A 17035-nucleotide genomic window follows, 5' to 3' on the forward strand; every position below is an offset into this window, starting at 1 on the left:
ATTAGATATCCTTACCCATTATCTCTTCTTCCATGTTCCAAATCATAGTTAAGATTTCTTCTCTTTTACTTGTAAAATCTTTCAAGTTTTTAATATCTCTTAAATCTTCTTTTAAACCCATTGAAGCAAATGGAAGATTGTACTCTTTATGTATACGTCCAGGTCTTGGAGCCATAACATAAAGTCTTTCGCCAAGTAACAAAGCTTCTTCAACTGAGTGTGTGATTAAAATAATTGTTTTGCCAGTTTCTTTCCAAATTTTTAAAACTAAAGACTGCATTTTTTCTCTAGTCAGTGCATCAAGTGCTCCCAGAGGTTCATCCATTAAAATTAAATCTGGATCATTAATTAAGCATCTTGCTAAAGCAACTCTTTGCTGCATACCACCAGATAATTGGTAAGTAGGAGTATTTCCAAATCCTTGAAGGCCAACAATCTCTAACCATTCTTCAACTTTTTTTGCAGTTTCAATTGGATCCTCTTTTTTCATTCTTAATCCAAAATTTACATTCTCTGCAACTGTTAACCATTCAAACAAAGCACCTTGCTGAAACACCATTCCTCTTTCAACACCAGGTCCATTAATTTCATTATTACCTAATGTTATTTGACCTGAAGTAGGTCTTAAAAATCCAGCTGTAATATTTAGTAAAGTTGTTTTCCCACATCCAGAGGGACCAAGAACTGTTAAAAGTTCTCCTTTTTTTAATGTAAAATTAACATCTTTTAATGCGTGAACTGTTTCTCCTTTAGGAGTTTTGAAAATCATGTTTAGATTTTGAGAAACTAAATCACTCATAAGAATACTTTATATTAGATTATTTTAAAAAAATAGGCACCAACTATTTCTAATTGGCGCCTATTAAAATTTATTTTACTCTCTTATTAAAGAGGTAAAAAACTTGTGTCCACTGCTCCGTTAGGAGTATCCATTCCTTTTAAGAAACCAGCAAGATTTCCAGAAGTCATAGACTTTTCAGTTTCAGCAGGTGAAAGAAATTTAAATCCACCGATTGTTTCCTTCATATCACCAAGTTTCATTTCAGCGTCTTTTGCTATTACGTTCATGTCTGATTTACCAGCAGCGTATCTAGCATTTGCTTCGTGAGTTACTTCGATGAAAGTTCTTAACATACCAGGATTTTCTTTCATGAATTTGTCAGTTACAGATGTAATATCTATACCTAGGATACCAGCATCTCTAGCTTCTTGAACAGTTAAAAGTCTTGATCCAACTGCAGTTGCAGCTTTGATAGAGTTACCACCAAATAGACAAGCCATAACTACGTCACCACTTACTAATGCAGCAGCACCTTCTTCTGGGTCCATTTGAATAACATCCATTTTAGATCTGTCAGCTCCAACAACTTTCATACTTTCGTCAAAAACATATTCAGCCATTGTTCCAAGTGGAACAGCAACTTTTTTACCTTCTAACTCAGATCCATTTGCTTTTGTAATACCAGAAGCATTAGATGTAACACAAGTAGTTCCACCCATTCCGTATTCCATAGCAATGTCAACAAGCTTTAAAGGCGCTTTTGATTTAACAGCATTTATAAAAGGCACTAAACCTTGAGAGTAAGAAATATCAATGTCACCAGCTAACATAGCGTCAGTCATAGCACCACCGTTTGAAAAGTTAGTCCATTTTACTGGAACACCTAAAGCCTTCTCATATATTCCTTTTACTTTGTCTTCTTGGTTTGGTGTTGGCCATTCTAGAAAGAATGCAACTCTAACTTCTTTAGCAGCTGAATTTGCAACTGATATAGAAAGGTTAAGAGCAACGATTGAACCAAGAATAAAACTCAATATTTTTTTCATTATTATTCCTCTGTTTAATTAATTAAATTAGGTACATTTAAATTCAATTTCTCATTGAAGTAAAACAAAAAAGTGTCGCTTGATACAATCTATAGTTGTGTCAATAATGTTCTAGTTTAAGTATTTATTTTAGTCTAAAGAGGCCTAAGATTATGAAATTAGAAAACAAATATTTTATTACAAAGAAAGAAATTTTATGAGCTCAGAGAATAGAACTTCAGTTCCAAATTCATTGAATGAACATTGGATGCCGTTTACATCTAACAAAGATTTTAAAGCAAACCCAAGATTAATAACTGAAGCAAAGGGTGTTTATTTAAAAACACACCATGGAAAAACTCAAATTGATGCGAGCTCAGGATTATTTTGTAATCCTTTAGGACATGGAAGAAAAGAAATAACAGAAGCTGTTACAAAACAATTAGAAACTTTAGATTACGCGCAACCTTTTCAACAAGGTTTTGGTGGATCTTTTGAATTAGCGTCAAGAATTTCAAAACATACTCCAGGTGATTTAAACAAAATGTTTTTTACAATTTGTGGATCAACTGCAGTTGAAACAGCAATTAAAATTGCTGTTGCTTATCATAGAGCAAAAGGAGACGCGCAAAGATTTAGATTTGTAGGTAGAGAACGTGGCTACCATGGAATGAATATTGGCTGTGTTTCAGTTGGTGGAATGGTTAACAATGTTAAAACATTCGCAAGCATTTTAATGCCAGGTGTTCAACATATTAGACATACTCACTTACCAGAACATAAATTTGTAAGTGGTCAACCTGAAACAGGAGATTATTTAGCAAACGATTTAGAAACTATTTGTCAAAACTTTGGTGGCGAAAATATCGCTGCATGTATTGTTGAGCCTATTGCTGGATCAACAGGAACTCTAGTTCCTCCAAAAGGTTATTTACAAAAGTTAAGAGAGATATGTGATAAACACGGCATACTTTTAATTTTTGATGAAGTAATCACTGGTTGGGGTAGAACGGGATCTAAATTTGGAGCACATGAATTCGGTGTAACACCTGACATTATGACAATGGCAAAAGCCACAACTAATGGTGTGGTTCCTATGGGTGTAGTTGCATGTAACGACTCTATTTATGATGCGGTAATGGATGCTTCACCAACAGGTGCTGTTGAATTATTTCATGGTTACACTTATTCTGGAATACCTGTTGCAGTAGCTGCTGCTTTAGCTGTTCAAGATATATTTGAAAAAGATGATATTTTTAATAGAGCGAAAAACTTAGCTCCTTATTTCCAAAAAGGTTTGTTTTCTCTTCAAGACTTAGAGTCAGTAGACAACATCAGAGGTTATGGAATGATGGGTGGAATTGATATGAAATTAAATACTAAACCAGGTAAAGCAGGTTTTGAATGTTTTAAAGCATGTTACGAAGCAGGTGTTAATTTTAAAGCTACTGGTGATTGTCTGATTATCGCTCCACAGTTTATTTGTGAAGAAAAACACATAGATGAAATTATTGATAAACTTAGAACCGGTATTACTAATTACCAAAAAAACCAAAAAAACTAATTAGTTTTTATATATAGAGAGAAAAGACGTTATGAAAATAGGTGTACCTAAAGAAATCAAACCACAAGAAAATAGAATAGGACTAACACCAGAAAGTGTAAAGACTTTAGTATCTGAAGGTCATGAAGTAATAGTTGAAAACAATGGAGGTTTTGAAGCTGGCTTTGAAAATGAACAGTATACAAGTGTAGGTGCTAAAATTGCTAATACTGCAGCTGATATTTTTAATGACGCCGAAATTATTGTTAAAGTTAAAGAGCCTCAAAAAGTTGAGGTAGACATGATTAGAGAAAATCAAATCGTATACACTTATCTTCATCTTGCTGCTGCAAAAGAATTAACTGAAGGACTAATCAAATCTAAAAGTATTAACATTGCTTACGAAACAGTAACTGATGACAACGGAAGATTGCCATTACTTGCACCAATGAGCGCTGTTGCAGGTAGAATGTCTGTTCAGGCTGGAGCACACTGTTTAGAAAAAAATCAAAAAGGAAGAGGACTTTTATTGGGAGGTGCGCCTGGTGTTGAGGGTGGAACAGTAGTCATTTTAGGTGGTGGAGTTGTAGGTGAAAATGCAGCTGTTATCGCAACTGGCATGCAAGCAAAAGTTCACATTGTAGACAAATCAGAAGCAAGACTTAAACAACTTGTTGAAATGTTTGGAGATAAAATAATTCCTGAACAAAGTGATAAAATTGATTTAAACAAACTGGTAGCAAACGCTGATTTATTGGTTGGCGGGGTTTTAATACCTGGAGCAGAAGCACCTAAATTAGTTACTAGAGATATGATCAAATTGATGAAACGGGGATCAGTAATTGTTGATGTTGCAATTGATCAAGGTGGTTGTGTTGAAACAAGTAAACCAACAACTCACGGTGATCCAACATATATAGTTGATGATGTTGTTCATTATTGTGTTGCTAATATGCCAGGTGGAGTGCCAAGAACTTCAACATTAGCTTTAAATAATGCAACGTTACCTTTTTTAGTAAAACTTGCAAATAAAGGTTATAAAAAAGCACTAAGTGAAGACAAGAATTTTTTAGAAGGTTTGAACGTTTGTCAAGGCCAAGTAACATATAAGGCTGTTGCAGATGTTTTTGGATATGAATATATTGATCCCACTAAACTTTTATAATTTTTATAGTTATATAAAGATTCAAATTAATTTTAATGATTACAGATAAGAAAATTTTAATAGTTGGAGCAGGCGGGTTCATTGGCGGTCATTTAGTCAAAAGACTTTTAGATGATGGAAATTCAATTGTTGCAACAGATATAAAACCAAAAGAATATTGGTTTCAAGATTTTGAAGCTGCAGAAAATCATTATTCAATGGATATGAAAGATATTAGTAACTGCAGAAAAGTTTCTAAAAACATTGATTATGTTTTTAACATGGCATGCAATATGGGAGGTATGGGTTTCATTGAGAATAATAAAGCTGAATGTATGCAATCAGTATTAATTAATACTAACTTATTAATTTCGTGCAAAGAGGATAAAGTTAAAAAATATTTTTTCTCATCTAGTGCATGCGCCTACAATAAAACAAAACAACAAGAAGTTTTTATAGAAGGTTTAAAAGAGCAAGACGCATATCCTGCAGATCCAGAAGATGGATATGGTTGGGAAAAACTCTTTAGTGAGAGAATGTGTAGACACTTTATGGAGGATTACGGTATTGAAGTAAGAGTAGCAAGATACCATAATATTTATGGTCCTTATGGAACTTATGACGGTGGAAGAGAAAAAGCCCCAGCAGCACTATGTAGAAAAGTAATAAAGGCAAAAAAAAATAAAGATAATCAAATCGAAGTATGGGGTGATGGTAAACAAACCAGAACATTTTTGTATATTGATGATTGTGTTGAAGGTACGTTAAGATTATTCGAGTCAGATCATTCAGAGCCAGTAAATATCGGAAGCGATGAACAAGTTTCTATTAATCAAATGATAGAAATAATTGAAGATATATCAGGAATAGAAAAATTAGAGAGAGTTTATCAATTAGATAAACCAAAAGGTGTTAGAGGAAGATCAAGTAACAACGATTTAGTTAAAAAAGTTTTAGGCTGGAGTTTTAAAATAAAACTTAAAGAGGGTCTTAAAAATACATATGATTGGATTAGTAAAGAAACTAGCAAAGAAGGCTCTAATATTAGTAGATTTACAAAATCATAGATCTAAAATTAATCAATAATTTTATTTATTAATATTCAATTAGTAACTATATTTATAAAGATTGTTTATGATCAGTAAAATAATTTTCAAAAAAATTACTTTCAATAATTTAGATTATAAAAAGTTTAGTAAAATTATATCTAAAAAGGGCTTTTTTGTTTTTCCTGCTGGTCCAGCAATAGCAACAATTCAAAACTCTAATATTTATCATAAGGCAATTCAAAAAGCAGACTTAGTTTTTTTTGACAGTGGCTTTTTTGTTTTGCTTCTAAAAATTTTTAAAAATATTGATGTAGATAAATTTTCAGGCTTTAAATTTTTAAACTTATTTTTTACTTATTTAAAAAAAAATAAAAAAACATCTGTTTTATGCATAGATCCAAATTCAAAATTTTCTAAATCAAACAAATCTTATCTTAAAAAACTTGGTATCAAAAAAACTTATAATTTTTTAGCACCAAAATACGATCCAAATAATCTGTCTGATAAAAAACTTTTAAAACTAATTAATAAAATTAAGCCTAATTTTATATTAACTAATATTGGGGGAGGTACACAGGAAGTTTTAGGAATGTATTTAAAAAAAAATTTAAAATTTAGAACAACTATTTTATGCACCGGTGGTGCCATTTCTTTTTTTACTGGTGATCAAGCACCTATTAATACTTTTGTAGATAAATTTTATCTTGGATGGCTGGTAAGATTAATTTTCAATCCGATAACTTTTTTAAAAAGATATATTATTGGTTTAAAATTGATACCAATGGTCATTTTTAGCAAAATTAAGATAATTAACTGATGCAAAATAATTTTCCAAAAAACTGCAAAGTTGTCGTAATTGGTGGCGGTGTAGCAGGTTGTTCTGTTGCTTATCATTTAGCTAAATTTGGTTGGAAAGACACAGTTTTACTTGAAAGAGATCAATTAACATCAGGAACTACATGGCATGCAGCGGGCTTAGTAGGACAGCTTGGGGCCACAGCTACAATCACAAAACTTAGAAAATATTCTCTTAATTTATACAAAGAGCTTGAAAAGAAAACTGAACTTTCGACAGGATTAAAACAAAATGGAGCAATAACTATTGCTAGCACAAAAGAAAGGCTACAAGAATTATTAAGACAAGCAACTTCTGCTCAACTATTTGACGTTAATGTTGAAGTGCTAGATAAAAAAAGAATAAAAGATTTATATCCCGTAATTAATGATCAAGATATTTTAGGTGGTGTACATATGCCAGAAGATGGTCAAGCTGATCCAGTAGGTGTTACTAATGTTTTAGCTAAAGCAGCTAAAATTGAAGGAGCTAAAATTTTTGAAAAAACTCCAGTAACCAAAATATTGATTAAAGATAACAAGATAACAGGAGTTCAAACTTCAAAAGGTAAAATTGATTGTGAGTATGTGGTTTTGGCAACAGGTATGTGGTCAAGACAAATTGGTGAAGATATTGGAGTAAGTGTACCTTTGTATCCAAATGAACATTTTTACATAATTACAGAGCCCATGAAAGATCTTCCAAAAAACCTTCCTGTATTAAGAGATTATAATGATTGTCTTTATTTAAAAGAAGATGCTGGAAAGATGCTTGTTGGTATTTTTGAACCTGGTGCAAAAAATGCATTTAAAGAAAAAGGTATTGTTCCAGAAGATTTTTCATTTGGTGAATTTCCGGATGATTTTGATCATTTCGAGCCTTATTTGGAGAAATCTTTTCACAGATTACCTTCGTTGGAAACAGCTGGTATAAGAAAGTTTTTTTCAGGTCCAGAATCTTTTACTCCAGATACACAATATCTTTTGGGAGAAACAGCTGAAGTAAAAAATTTATTTACATGCTGTGGATTTAATAGCATTGGTATAGCTAGCTCAGGAGGTGCGGGTAGAGTAACTGCTGAATGGATGATTAACGGACACATGAATGAAGATTTATATTCACTCGATATAAAAAGATTTCAAAAATTTCATTCCTCTAAAAAATTTATTATGAGTAGAGTTACTGAAACTTTAGGTGATTTATATGGCATGCATTGGCCCTACAAACAACACGAAACATCAAGAGATCAAAGACTACTTCCTTACCATGAAGAACTAAAGAAAGCTGGTGCTTGTTTTGGTCAATCAGGAGAGTATGAAAGACCAATGTGGTATTCTATAAATGGTCCTGAGCCAAAATATGATTATAGTTTCAATTACCAAAACTGGTATCCATCAGTAGAATATGAGTCTAAAAATACGGTTGAAAATGTTGGTTTGTTTGAACTTTCTCCTTTTTCAAAATATGAAATTAAAGGTGAAAAAGCATATGAAGAATTACAAAGATTGTGTGCAGCAAATATCAAAAATGAAATTGGAAAATGCACTTATACTCAAATGTTAAATGAAGACGGCGGTATTGAAACTGATTTGACTGTTGTATGTATAGATAAAAATAATTTTAGATTAATTAGTTCTGCAGCTGTGAGGACACATGATAAATGCCATATATTAAAGCATTTATCTAAAGATGTAGAATTTAAAGACATCACCGATGAATTAATCTGTTTAGGAATATTTGGACCAAAAAGTAGAGATCTTTTATCTAAAATTTCAAATGAAAATTTATCAAATGAAAATCTAAAATTTGGAACAGGTAAAAATATAAAACTAGGTTCAATCAAAGTTTGGGCACAAAGATTATCTTATGTTGGAGAACTTGGATATGAACTTTATATAAAAAATGAAAATGCTAAAGAGGCATACAACACACTTGTTAAAAGTGGAAAAGAGTTTGGTATTTCACATTGTGGAGCTCATACAATGGATACTATGCGAATGGAAAGTGGTTTTTTACACTGGGGACATGATATTTCTCCAGAAGAAAACCAATATCAAGCTGGGTTAAATTTTACCATCAGTTTCAAAAAAAAATTTGATTTCATAGGAAGAGATAAATTATTAAAAATAAAAGATCAAAAGTTAGACAGAAGATTTATTATGCTTGTTTTAAAAGACAATAAAGTTGGAAGTCCATTGTTACTTCATGAAGAACCAATATATTTGAATAATGATATTATAGGTAAAACTACATCAGGAAATTATTCATTTAATTATAATAAAAACCTTTCATTTGGTTACATTAAATCGGATTTATCAAATGAAGATATTGCTAAAAAAAAAATATTTATAGAAATTGAAAAAATAAAATATCAAGCTGATTTACTTACAAAGCCATTAAAACAAAGCAATTTTAAAAGTATCTAAAAATTTTTAAATAGATTGTCTTTTAATCAAATAACTGCTTTAATTACTTATGGAAAAAAATTATCGAGATAAAATTATAATAAATAATGATCTTGATATTGATAAAAATCACAACACTGAAAGAAAAAAAACTACTGATATTAATATTTTACTTAACAGAGTAAAAATTGATAAAAAAAAGGATTTTAATAAGAAAATAATTTTTATATCTATAATGATAGTAGGTACTCTAGCGATGTCAGCTTTTATGTTAGTTTAGCTGATTAATTAAACAAACATAATTTTTCCTTATATCTAATAAAATTAAAATGTTTATTGAATCGATGTAGAATTATATTATAAATCTTTTCTTGTAATTTATGGCGGGGTAGCTCAGTTGGTTAGAGCGCAGGACTCATAAGCCTGAGGTCAGTGGTTCGATCCCACTTCCCGCTACCAAACTGCAATTATTTTTTTTTTAAAATACCTTTTAACTTTGATAGATTCATTGTTTGATTAAGTGGTAGTTTATTATTTTTTGAGGCCATAATTTTTTTTACTTTCTTATTAGTTAATCTGGCAAATGAATAAACAGATTGACTTTTACCACCAATATTAATGATTCCTTTATGTTTTATAATTTGAGGAAGCAGCTTAACCAAATCTTCATGAAAAAAAAAATTAGTTTTTAAATTAGAAAAAGCTTTTTTGTGTAAAAATGGTTTTTCAGTCATTGTAATTCTTAAGATTAAAGAATTTTTATACATTTGAACTGCACACTCACCACCGAGCTTTGATAAAGCATAATTATTTACTGGTTTTAGTGGACTATCTTCAGAGTAGTTTCCTTTTGTGCCCGCATAAACATATCCAGTTGAAAAATAGATTAATTTTAAATTTTTTTTTTTGGCAATCTTAACTAAATTTGCAGTACCAATTATATTTAAATCAATACTTTTAGATATATCTTTTTTATGCACACTCATCGGTCTTGACAATCCAGCACAATGTAAAATTATTTGTGGTTTAATTTTTTTTATTATTTTTTCTAAAGAGGTTAATTTTAAGATATTACACTCTTTTTTTGATGCAAAATATAGATTTAAATCCTTATTTTTTTCTTTTAGAACTCTTGCAAATCTTCCATTTCCACCTGTTACTAAAATTAGTTTTTTCATTTATTTTTATTAAAATCTAAAAATGAAATTGCATCTTTATCTTTTTTTGAAACAATAGGTTTTTTAATTGGCCAATTAATTGCTAAATATTTGTCATTAAAATTTATAGATGTTTCACTTTTTTTATTTCTATATCTTGTACAACTATAAACAATGTAATTTTCATTTTCTAAAGTTTGAAAACCATGGGCAAAACCAGGTGGTATAAAGATAGATTTGGAATTTTTTTCGCTAAGAACACATGTGTAAGATTTTCCAAAAGTTTTGGAATCTTTCCTTAAATCGACAGCAACATCAAAAATTTTACCTTTAATTACCGTAACAAACTTACCTTGTGAATCTTTTGTTTGTAAATGCAAACCTCTTATTACGTTTTTTCTTGAATAAGACATAACTAAGAAAGGAAATTTTTTATTTATCCTGTTTTCTCTAACTAACTCTTTAAAATAACCCCTCTTATCATTGAAAGATTTATTTTTGATTATGAATAAATCTTTAAATTTTGTTCGGGTTATCATTAAGATATTATTTTTTTTAGATATTTTGAGTATTCACAATTTCCATAAAACTTAATTGAATTCAAAATTTCTTTTTTTCCAATCCATTTGTTCTGAAAAGATATTTCCTCTAAGCAAGCTATTTTAAAACCTTGTCTATTTTCAACAGCAGAAACAAAATTAGTTGTTTTGTAAAAGTCTTCAATGGAACCAGTGTCTAGCCAAGCTCCACCACGCCCAATATATTCAGCAGTCAATTTTTTCTTTTGTCTATATTTATTAAGCAAATCTGTTATTTCCAGCTCATTCCTTTTCGAAGGTTTTAAGTTTTTTGATAAATTAACAACTTTATTATCAAAAAAATACAAACCTGTTATAGCTAAGTCAGATAAAAAGTTTTTTGGTTTCTCTTTTATGGATATTATCTTTTTATTTTTTACTTTCGCGACTCCAAATTTTTCAGGATTTATTACTCTATGTAAGATTACTTTTGAACCACTTTTTAACTTCACACATTTTAATAGTGTTCTTGTTAATGATTGCCCATAAAAAAAATTATCACCTAAAATTAAGGCAACCTTGTCTTTTTTGATAAAATTTTCACCTAAAATAAAGGCATCAGGCAAGCCTCTTGGTTTATCTTGTTCTTTGTAGATGATTTTAATTCCTAAATTTTTTCCATCTCCAAGAAGATTTTTGTATTGTGAAAGTTGACCTTTATTCACTATGATCAATATGTTTTTAATTTTAGCTAACATCAAAATTGATAAAGAGTAAAATATCAAAGGCTTGTCATAAATAGGTAGAAGTTGTTTGTTCACAGCTTTAGTCAAAGGGCTCATTCTAGTCCCCATACCTCCAGCAAGTATAATTCCTTTTTTAATCATTTTTTTCCAAGACGTTTAAGAATATCTTTTTTATTTATTAAATTAAAATATTTTTTATTATCTAAATACCACTGAAATGTGTTTTCTAAACCTTTTTTAACTTTTGTATTTGCTACCCAATTAATCTTTTTTTTAATTTTATTGCTATTTAAAGCGTATCTAACATCATGACCTGGTCTATCCTTAACATATTTTATCTTAACTTTTTTTCCAACCAATATATTTTTTCTAGATATTTCTAATAAATATTTTACAATTGATTTATTATTTAAATCTTGGCCAGAGCCAATATTGTAAAATTCTCCAATTTTTCCTTTTTTAAATATTTCAAATAAAGCTTCACAATGATCTTTGACATATATCCATTCTCTTAAGTTTTTTCCATTCCCATAAATAGGAAGAGGTAAATTATTAAAAATATTGTAAATCATTTTTGGAATTAATTTTTCTGGATGTTGATTAGGTCCATAATTATTTGAACAGTTAGTTATGATTACTGGCACATTAAATGTTCGATAATAGGAATAAACTAAATGATCTGAAGATGCTTTGCTAGCCGCATATGGAGAACTTGGTTTATAAGGATCATTTTCTTTTGATCTACCAGTTAGCACATCTCCATAAACTTCGTCTGTTGAAATATGAATAAACATAGTTTTTTTATATTTCTTATTAAAATTTTTAAATTCATCTATAAAATTAAAAACACTCACAATATTACTATCTAAAAAATTTTTTGGATTATCAATAGATCTGTCCACATGAGTTTCAGCAGCCAAATTAAATATTGCTAGTGGTTTGTATTTTGATAGGATTTGTCTAATTTTTATTCTGTTTCCAATATTACATTTAATAAAATTATAATTTCTTTTTTTTTCAAATTTTTTTGTATTATAGAAATTTGACGAGTAAGTAACTTTATCGATATTAACAATATTATAATCTTTATTTACGAGTAAATCGATTAAGTTACTTCCAATAAAACCAAGGCCACCAGTTACAATTATATTTTTATTCATATTCAAATGAATTCTTATATTATAATGATATATTTTTAAATGAATTACAAAGATATTACTGTTGGTATTGTTACTTTCGAAAGTGAAAAGGTCATTTTTGATTGTTTAAAAAGCATAAAAAGAATTAAAAGAATCATTATTTTTGATAATTCAAACGACATATTTTTAAAAAAAAAGATTAATTTAGCCTATCCAAAAATAAAATTTATTTTATCAAAAAAGAATTTAGGTTATGGAAATGCTAACAATGAAATTATCAAACTTTGCAAAACTAAATACCTCTTTATTCTTAACCCTGATACCATTTTAAAAAAAAATTGTGAAGCTGAATTATTAAAATCAATAAATATTAAGAAACTAGATTTTTCAATTTTAGCCCCAATTTCTCAAGATACAAATTTTGGATCTTTAAAAAAAACAAAATTTTTTAAAAGTAAAAATCTTATTGAAACCAATTATACAAAAGGTTTTGCCATGTTGGTAAATAAGCAAAAAATAAAAAAAATAGGAATGTTTGATAAAAATATTTTTTTATACTTGGAAGAAATTGATTTATGTAAAAGACTTAAATTAAAAAAACAAAAAATATACCTAAATACAAAAGCTAAAATTTTTCATAAAGCAGCAAAATCATCTAATATTGGTTTTGAATTTGAAAAATGTAGAAATTGGCATTGGATGTGGTCTAGTGTTTATTACAATAGAAAATACACAAATAATTTGAGAACATTTTTAAAATTTTCTCCAAACCTTTTTTTAAGTTTATTTAAAATAATTTTTTATTTTTCGATATTTCAATTTAAAAAGAGTTTACTAAATTATATGCGATTTTCTGGTACATTTAACGCACTAATAGGAAATAAGTCTTGGTACAGACCAGATTATAGATAGTTTACTTAAAAATTTTTTTAAATTCAGGTAAACTTATTACTCTCATGTATTCTTTATAATTTTCAAAATAGTCTTTAAATTTAATTTTACCAATAGGTTTATTAAGTTTAAGTACAGAGGAATTTTTTTTATTTGTTATAATTCCAATACCTTGATCCATTTCACAAGTATAAATATCAAGATTTTCTTTTTGTCTTAAATCTACAATCGCTTTCCACACATCTCCATTCCATTGCATTTTGTACCTTGGTACAGCTTGTTTACCTAAACTATCAGGCATGCAGTCATGTACTAAAATTATTCCATTTTCATTAAGAAAATTAACTGAGTTGAGAATATCTTTTTTGACTTGTTCGTAAGTATGAAGACCATCAATAAAAACAATATCAAATTTATTAACATTTTCTTTGAAAAAATCATCACTAGTTTTCCTTATATTTCCACCACTAACTGGGTCTACACCAATTTTATTTTCAATAAGAACTTTTGAAAATAATTGATTTTGGTCACAACCAATTTCTAAATAGTTAGTGTAATTATTTTTTTTAATCAAATATTCTATCAAATCCCATCGATAAAAGTTGCTTGGAAAATCATATTTCAATTTTCCTTTAAAATTCTCAATGAAAGTTTTATAATAAATTTTTTTAAATATCTTTGTAAGTTTGTTTAATTTTTCCATAATTTAGGTTATTAATGTCCCGGAAATTCTATTAAATTTTCGATATTATACCCTTTTTTTCTTAAATTGTCAGATCCATTTAAGTCAAACAAATTAATAACAAATATAAAAGCAGCAACTCTTCCCTTAGAGATTTTGATTAACTTTGCAGCCGCTTCAGCTGTTCCGCCTGTAGCTATTAAATCATCAATAATTAAAACTGAATCATTCTCACTTATGGAGTCTTTGTGAACTTCAATTGTTGCAGTTCCATATTCCAGCTCAAAGTCTATAGAATGAACATCAGCAGGTAATTTATTTTTTTTTCTAAGCATTATAAATGGTTTTTTTAAAACATATGAAACTGCAGAAGCAAAAACAAAGCCTCTTGATTCAATCGCAGCAATTTTAGTAAAGTTATACTTTTTTGATCTTTCAACAATTTGATTAATACTTTCTGCGAATGCAAATTCATCTTTAATCAAAGTAGTTATATCTCTAAAAAGAATTCCTTTTTTAGGATAATCTGGTATTGATCTAATATATTTTTTTAAATCCATATTTTATGAATAAATTATTTGTTGCAGCTTTAAAAGAAGAAACTGTTGGTTTAGATTATTTTCATCATATTGGTGTAGGTAAAATTAATGCTACATACAATTTAGTTAAACTGATTCATAAATACAAACCTTTAGAGGTAATAAATTATGGTACAGCAGGGGCTTTAAAAAAACAATTATCAGGTATAATTGAGTGTACTAAATTTTATCAAAGAGATATGGATGTAAGAGGATTATTGGATCTCAAATTAGGCCAAACTCCTTTTGACAATATTAATGAAATTATTCTTTCTGAAGAAGGTTTTTCATGTGGCAGTGGAGACAGTTTTGTTAAAAAACAAATTGAGATGAATGTAGATTTGGTTGATATGGAAGCTTACGCTTTAGCAAAAGTTTGCAAGTTAGAAGATATAAATTTCAGATGTTTTAAATTTATTTCTGATAATGCGGATACTAATGCTTCGTCTGATTGGATAGAAAATTGCAAAAAAGGTGCAGAATTGTTTCAAATTAAAATGAAAGATTTCTAGTTGAACGATTATTTTTTTTCATTGAAAATGACATTAATATCTATAAATAAGAACTTCTTTTTAAAAAAAGGCTTATATGACTAAAGTTGGAGAACATATTACTCTAGATATAATTGGTACCAGTAAAGAGTACGATCCTTCTTTATATGAAAAAATAATTCACGATATTGCAAAAGCAGCTAATGTAACAATTCTTAATATTTCTAAATATAAGTTTGAACCTCAAGGTTTTACTATTTTGGCATTATTAGCTGAAAGCCATATAAGTTTTCATACATTTCCTGAAAAAGGGATAATTAGTTTTGATTTCTTCACATGCGGTAAAATTAGCCCATCTATAGCAGTAGATATTATTAAAAAAGAATTTAAACATAAAAGGATTGTTAAAAAAGAATTTAACAGAGATACTAAATCACTCTATCACGATATTTATAGTTCACCAGGATTACAAAAATCATATGTGGTAAATGATGTTCTTGAAGATTTTAAATCAAAAGTTGGTCAACATATTGAAATTTTAGAATTAGAGCAATTTGGAAAATCTTTGTTCATTGATGGAGAAATTCAAGTTGCCGCAACAGATGAACATTTGTACAGTTCTACTTTCGTAGGAGCGGGCCTTAATCTAAACAAAGACAATGAAAGAGCTGCTATTATTGGTGGTGGTGATGGCGGTGTTGCAAGAGAATGTATTTCAAAAAAATTTAATTTCATTGATTGGTATGAACTTGATCCTGAAGTTGTTGACGTTTGTAACAAACATCTAGGTGATATAGGAAATAGAGCCACTGAAAAAAATTCAGTCAAATGTGTTTGGGGCGATGCATTTCAAAGTATTAAATCAGTTGAAGATGATACATACGATCACATCTTTGTTGATTTAAATGATGACCAATTTTGTATTGATCTTGCATCAAATAATATGGACTCTATGATTAGAATTTTAAAACCAAAGGGTGTAATTACCGCTCAAGTTGGAAGCCAAGATAAAAAACCCAAACAAGTCGATAGTTGGTTAAATGTTTTTAACCATCATTTTGGAAACACCAAATTATCTAGGGTTTATATCCCAAGTTTTGATTGTTCTTGGAATTTTTCTTCATCAATAAATCATTAATTTTTCTTTTTAAATTATAAAATTTGTGAAATACTTGCTCCAAATTAAAGGAGAAAATAATGAATATATTCAAGAAAACTATTTTAACAGTTCTAGCTTCATTATTAATTATCGGAAACGTTTATGCTGATAAAGTTAGAATTGGAACTGAAGGTGCTTACCCTCCATGGAATGATACAGATCCATCTGGCGCACTTGTAGGTTTTGAGATTGATTTAGCAAATGAACTTTGTGCTATTTTAAAGCATGAGTGTGTAATTGTTCCTCAAGATTGGGATGGAATGATACCTGCTTTGTTAATGAGAAAGTTCGATGTAATTATGGCAGGTATGTCAATTACACCTGAAAGAGAAAAAACAATTACTTTTTCTCAAGGTTACGCTACTGAACCAGCTACATTAGCTGTAATGAAAGGTTCTAGTCTTGAAGGTATGGATACACCTCAATCAATAAATTTGAACTTAAGTGGATCTGATGTCAAAAAAGCTCTCAAAACTATTACAGCAGCACTTGCTGGTAAAACTGTTTGTACACAAACAGGAACAATTCATCAAAACTTTTTAGACTCTGGTGATGTAGGAAGTGTAAATGTAAGAACTTACAAAACTCAAGACGAAGTAAATCTAGATCTAACATCTGGAAGATGTGATGTAGCATTAGCTGCCAAAGCTTCATTTGTAGAATATGCGGAAGCTTCTGGAAAAGCAGTAGTTACTGTTGGACCTAATCTTGCAGGTGGTGCATTCGGCAATGGTGTTGGTGTTGGAGTTAGACAAGGTGGAGATGATGCGATTGGCAAAAGAGACGCTAAACTTCTAAAAGACTTCAATAGAGCAATTAATACAGCAAGAAAAAAAGGTATTATTAGCGAACTTGCTATTAAATGGTTTAAAGACGACGTGTCTATGTAATT

At 29.2% G+C, this 17035-nt stretch carries 18 protein-coding genes and 1 tRNA gene; 11 read left to right on the forward strand and 8 right to left on the reverse strand.

Going from position 1 to position 17035, the window contains the following annotated elements:
- Position 1: 1 nt before the first annotated feature.
- Positions 2–799, reverse strand: a complete 798-nt coding sequence (locus ACIJYI_RS02105) for an ATP-binding cassette domain-containing protein (protein WP_435114466.1) — start codon at positions 797–799, stop codon at positions 2–4.
- Positions 800–885: 86 nt separating this feature from the next.
- Positions 886–1827 (reverse strand): ABC transporter substrate-binding protein, encoded by a 942-nt coding sequence (locus tag ACIJYI_RS02110; protein ID WP_435114467.1) that lies wholly within the window; start codon positions 1825–1827, stop codon positions 886–888.
- A gap of 196 nt (positions 1828–2023) precedes the next feature.
- Between ACIJYI_RS02110 and ACIJYI_RS02115 the strand changes: the two genes are divergently transcribed.
- From ACIJYI_RS02115 to ACIJYI_RS02145, 7 genes are all read left to right on the forward strand, one after another.
- Positions 2024–3370 carry an aspartate aminotransferase family protein gene (locus tag ACIJYI_RS02115; protein WP_435114468.1) on the forward strand — a complete coding sequence of 449 codons (1347 nt, stop codon included), beginning with the start codon at positions 2024–2026 and terminating at the stop codon, positions 3368–3370.
- Positions 3371–3401: 31 nt separating this feature from the next.
- The gene (ald, locus tag ACIJYI_RS02120) at positions 3402–4514 is read left to right on the forward strand and encodes an alanine dehydrogenase (RefSeq protein ID WP_435114469.1); all 1113 of its coding nucleotides are present in this window, start codon (positions 3402–3404) and stop codon (positions 4512–4514) included.
- Between the two features lie 35 nt (positions 4515–4549).
- Positions 4550–5560 (forward strand): NAD-dependent epimerase/dehydratase family protein, encoded by a 1011-nt coding sequence (locus tag ACIJYI_RS02125; RefSeq protein ID WP_435114470.1) that lies wholly within the window; start codon positions 4550–4552, stop codon positions 5558–5560.
- Positions 5561–5627: 67 nt separating this feature from the next.
- Positions 5628–6359 (forward strand): WecB/TagA/CpsF family glycosyltransferase, encoded by a 732-nt coding sequence (locus ACIJYI_RS02130; protein ID WP_435114471.1) that lies wholly within the window; start codon positions 5628–5630, stop codon positions 6357–6359.
- Positions 6359–8803 (forward strand): GcvT family protein, encoded by a 2445-nt coding sequence (locus ACIJYI_RS02135; protein ID WP_435114472.1) that lies wholly within the window; start codon positions 6359–6361, stop codon positions 8801–8803. Before ACIJYI_RS02130 ends, ACIJYI_RS02135 begins: the two co-directional genes overlap by 1 nt.
- 49 nt (positions 8804–8852) lie before the next feature.
- A complete protein-coding gene (locus ACIJYI_RS02140) occupies positions 8853–9062 on the forward strand; it encodes a hypothetical protein (protein ID WP_435114473.1) in 210 nt (69 codons plus the stop codon).
- 102 nt (positions 9063–9164) lie between these two features.
- A tRNA-Met gene (locus tag ACIJYI_RS02145) sits at positions 9165–9241 on the forward strand.
- An 8-nt stretch (positions 9242–9249) separates the two neighbouring features.
- On the opposite strand, the gene ACIJYI_RS02150 is transcribed toward ACIJYI_RS02145, so the two are convergent.
- The 4 genes from ACIJYI_RS02150 to rfbB are packed head-to-tail and all read right to left on the reverse strand — an operon-like array spanning position 9250 to position 12363.
- Positions 9250–9960: a sugar nucleotide-binding protein gene (locus tag ACIJYI_RS02150; protein ID WP_435114474.1), complete on the reverse strand. Its 711-nt coding sequence runs from the start codon at positions 9958–9960 to the stop codon at positions 9250–9252.
- Entirely contained in the window at positions 9957–10478 is a 522-nt protein-coding gene (rfbC, locus tag ACIJYI_RS02155) for a dTDP-4-dehydrorhamnose 3,5-epimerase (protein ID WP_435114475.1), read from the reverse strand. The genes ACIJYI_RS02150 and rfbC overlap by 4 nt, the downstream gene beginning before the upstream one ends.
- Positions 10478–11344: a sugar nucleotidyltransferase gene (locus ACIJYI_RS02160; protein WP_435114476.1), complete on the reverse strand. Its 867-nt coding sequence runs from the start codon at positions 11342–11344 to the stop codon at positions 10478–10480. The genes rfbC and ACIJYI_RS02160 overlap by 1 nt, the downstream gene beginning before the upstream one ends.
- Positions 11341–12363, reverse strand: a complete 1023-nt coding sequence (gene rfbB, locus ACIJYI_RS02165) for a dTDP-glucose 4,6-dehydratase (protein ID WP_435114477.1) — start codon at positions 12361–12363, stop codon at positions 11341–11343. Before rfbB ends, ACIJYI_RS02160 begins: the two co-directional genes overlap by 4 nt.
- 39 nt (positions 12364–12402) lie before the next feature.
- On the opposite strand from rfbB, the gene ACIJYI_RS02170 reads away from it, so the two are divergent.
- Positions 12403–13254, forward strand: a complete 852-nt coding sequence (locus ACIJYI_RS02170) for a glycosyltransferase (protein ID WP_435114478.1) — start codon at positions 12403–12405, stop codon at positions 13252–13254.
- Position 13255: 1 nt separating this feature from the next.
- Here the strand turns inward: ACIJYI_RS02170 and ACIJYI_RS02175 are convergent, their stop codons facing one another.
- Positions 13256–13936: a class I SAM-dependent methyltransferase gene (locus tag ACIJYI_RS02175; RefSeq protein WP_435114479.1), complete on the reverse strand. Its 681-nt coding sequence runs from the start codon at positions 13934–13936 to the stop codon at positions 13256–13258.
- Between the two features lie 11 nt (positions 13937–13947).
- Positions 13948–14475, reverse strand: coding sequence for an adenine phosphoribosyltransferase (locus ACIJYI_RS02180; protein ID WP_435114480.1), 528 nt, complete (start codon positions 14473–14475; stop codon positions 13948–13950).
- Between the two features lie 5 nt (positions 14476–14480).
- On the opposite strand from ACIJYI_RS02180, the gene ACIJYI_RS02185 reads away from it, so the two are divergent.
- The 3 genes from ACIJYI_RS02185 (at position 14481) to ACIJYI_RS02195 (ending at position 17033) form a co-directional block, all read left to right on the forward strand.
- Complete coding sequence (locus tag ACIJYI_RS02185; RefSeq protein ID WP_435114481.1) at positions 14481–15005, forward strand: 5'-methylthioadenosine nucleosidase; 525 nt, start codon at positions 14481–14483, stop codon at positions 15003–15005.
- A 76-nt stretch (positions 15006–15081) separates the two neighbouring features.
- The gene (gene speD / locus ACIJYI_RS02190) at positions 15082–16122 is read left to right on the forward strand and encodes an adenosylmethionine decarboxylase (RefSeq protein WP_435114482.1); all 1041 of its coding nucleotides are present in this window, start codon (positions 15082–15084) and stop codon (positions 16120–16122) included.
- Between the two features lie 59 nt (positions 16123–16181).
- Complete coding sequence (locus tag ACIJYI_RS02195) at positions 16182–17033, forward strand: transporter substrate-binding domain-containing protein (RefSeq protein ID WP_435114483.1); 852 nt, start codon at positions 16182–16184, stop codon at positions 17031–17033.
- Positions 17034–17035: the final 2 nt, after the last annotated feature.

The sequence above is a fragment of the Candidatus Pelagibacter bacterium nBUS_36 genome (assembly GCF_051201215.1).
Classification (GTDB): Bacteria; Pseudomonadota; Alphaproteobacteria; order Pelagibacterales; family Pelagibacteraceae; genus Pelagibacter.

Coding starts and splice junctions, on each gene's coding strand:
- ACIJYI_RS02135 (WP_435114472.1), top strand. CDS start 6,359: ATGCAAAATAATTTTCCAAAAAACTGCAAAGTTGTCGTAATTGGTGGC.
- ACIJYI_RS02160 (WP_435114476.1), bottom strand. CDS start 11,344: ATGATTAAAAAAGGAATTATACTTGCTGGAGGTATGGGGACTAGAATG.
- ACIJYI_RS02125 (WP_435114470.1), top strand. CDS start 4,550: ATGATTACAGATAAGAAAATTTTAATAGTTGGAGCAGGCGGGTTCATT.
- speD (WP_435114482.1), top strand. CDS start 15,082: ATGACTAAAGTTGGAGAACATATTACTCTAGATATAATTGGTACCAGT.
- ACIJYI_RS02110 (WP_435114467.1), bottom strand. CDS start 1,827: ATGAAAAAAATATTGAGTTTTATTCTTGGTTCAATCGTTGCTCTTAAC.
- ACIJYI_RS02185 (WP_435114481.1), top strand. CDS start 14,481: ATGAATAAATTATTTGTTGCAGCTTTAAAAGAAGAAACTGTTGGTTTA.
- ald (WP_435114469.1), top strand. CDS start 3,402: ATGAAAATAGGTGTACCTAAAGAAATCAAACCACAAGAAAATAGAATA.
- rfbC (WP_435114475.1), bottom strand. CDS start 10,478: ATGATAACCCGAACAAAATTTAAAGATTTATTCATAATCAAAAATAAA.
- ACIJYI_RS02180 (WP_435114480.1), bottom strand. CDS start 14,475: ATGGATTTAAAAAAATATATTAGATCAATACCAGATTATCCTAAAAAA.
- ACIJYI_RS02150 (WP_435114474.1), bottom strand. CDS start 9,960: ATGAAAAAACTAATTTTAGTAACAGGTGGAAATGGAAGATTTGCAAGA.
- ACIJYI_RS02170 (WP_435114478.1), top strand. CDS start 12,403: ATGAATTACAAAGATATTACTGTTGGTATTGTTACTTTCGAAAGTGAA.
- ACIJYI_RS02105 (WP_435114466.1), bottom strand. CDS start 799: ATGAGTGATTTAGTTTCTCAAAATCTAAACATGATTTTCAAAACTCCT.
- ACIJYI_RS02130 (WP_435114471.1), top strand. CDS start 5,628: ATGATCAGTAAAATAATTTTCAAAAAAATTACTTTCAATAATTTAGAT.
- rfbB (WP_435114477.1), bottom strand. CDS start 12,363: ATGAATAAAAATATAATTGTAACTGGTGGCCTTGGTTTTATTGGAAGT.
- ACIJYI_RS02115 (WP_435114468.1), top strand. CDS start 2,024: ATGAGCTCAGAGAATAGAACTTCAGTTCCAAATTCATTGAATGAACAT.
- ACIJYI_RS02140 (WP_435114473.1), top strand. CDS start 8,853: ATGGAAAAAAATTATCGAGATAAAATTATAATAAATAATGATCTTGAT.
- ACIJYI_RS02195 (WP_435114483.1), top strand. CDS start 16,182: ATGAATATATTCAAGAAAACTATTTTAACAGTTCTAGCTTCATTATTA.
- ACIJYI_RS02175 (WP_435114479.1), bottom strand. CDS start 13,936: ATGGAAAAATTAAACAAACTTACAAAGATATTTAAAAAAATTTATTAT.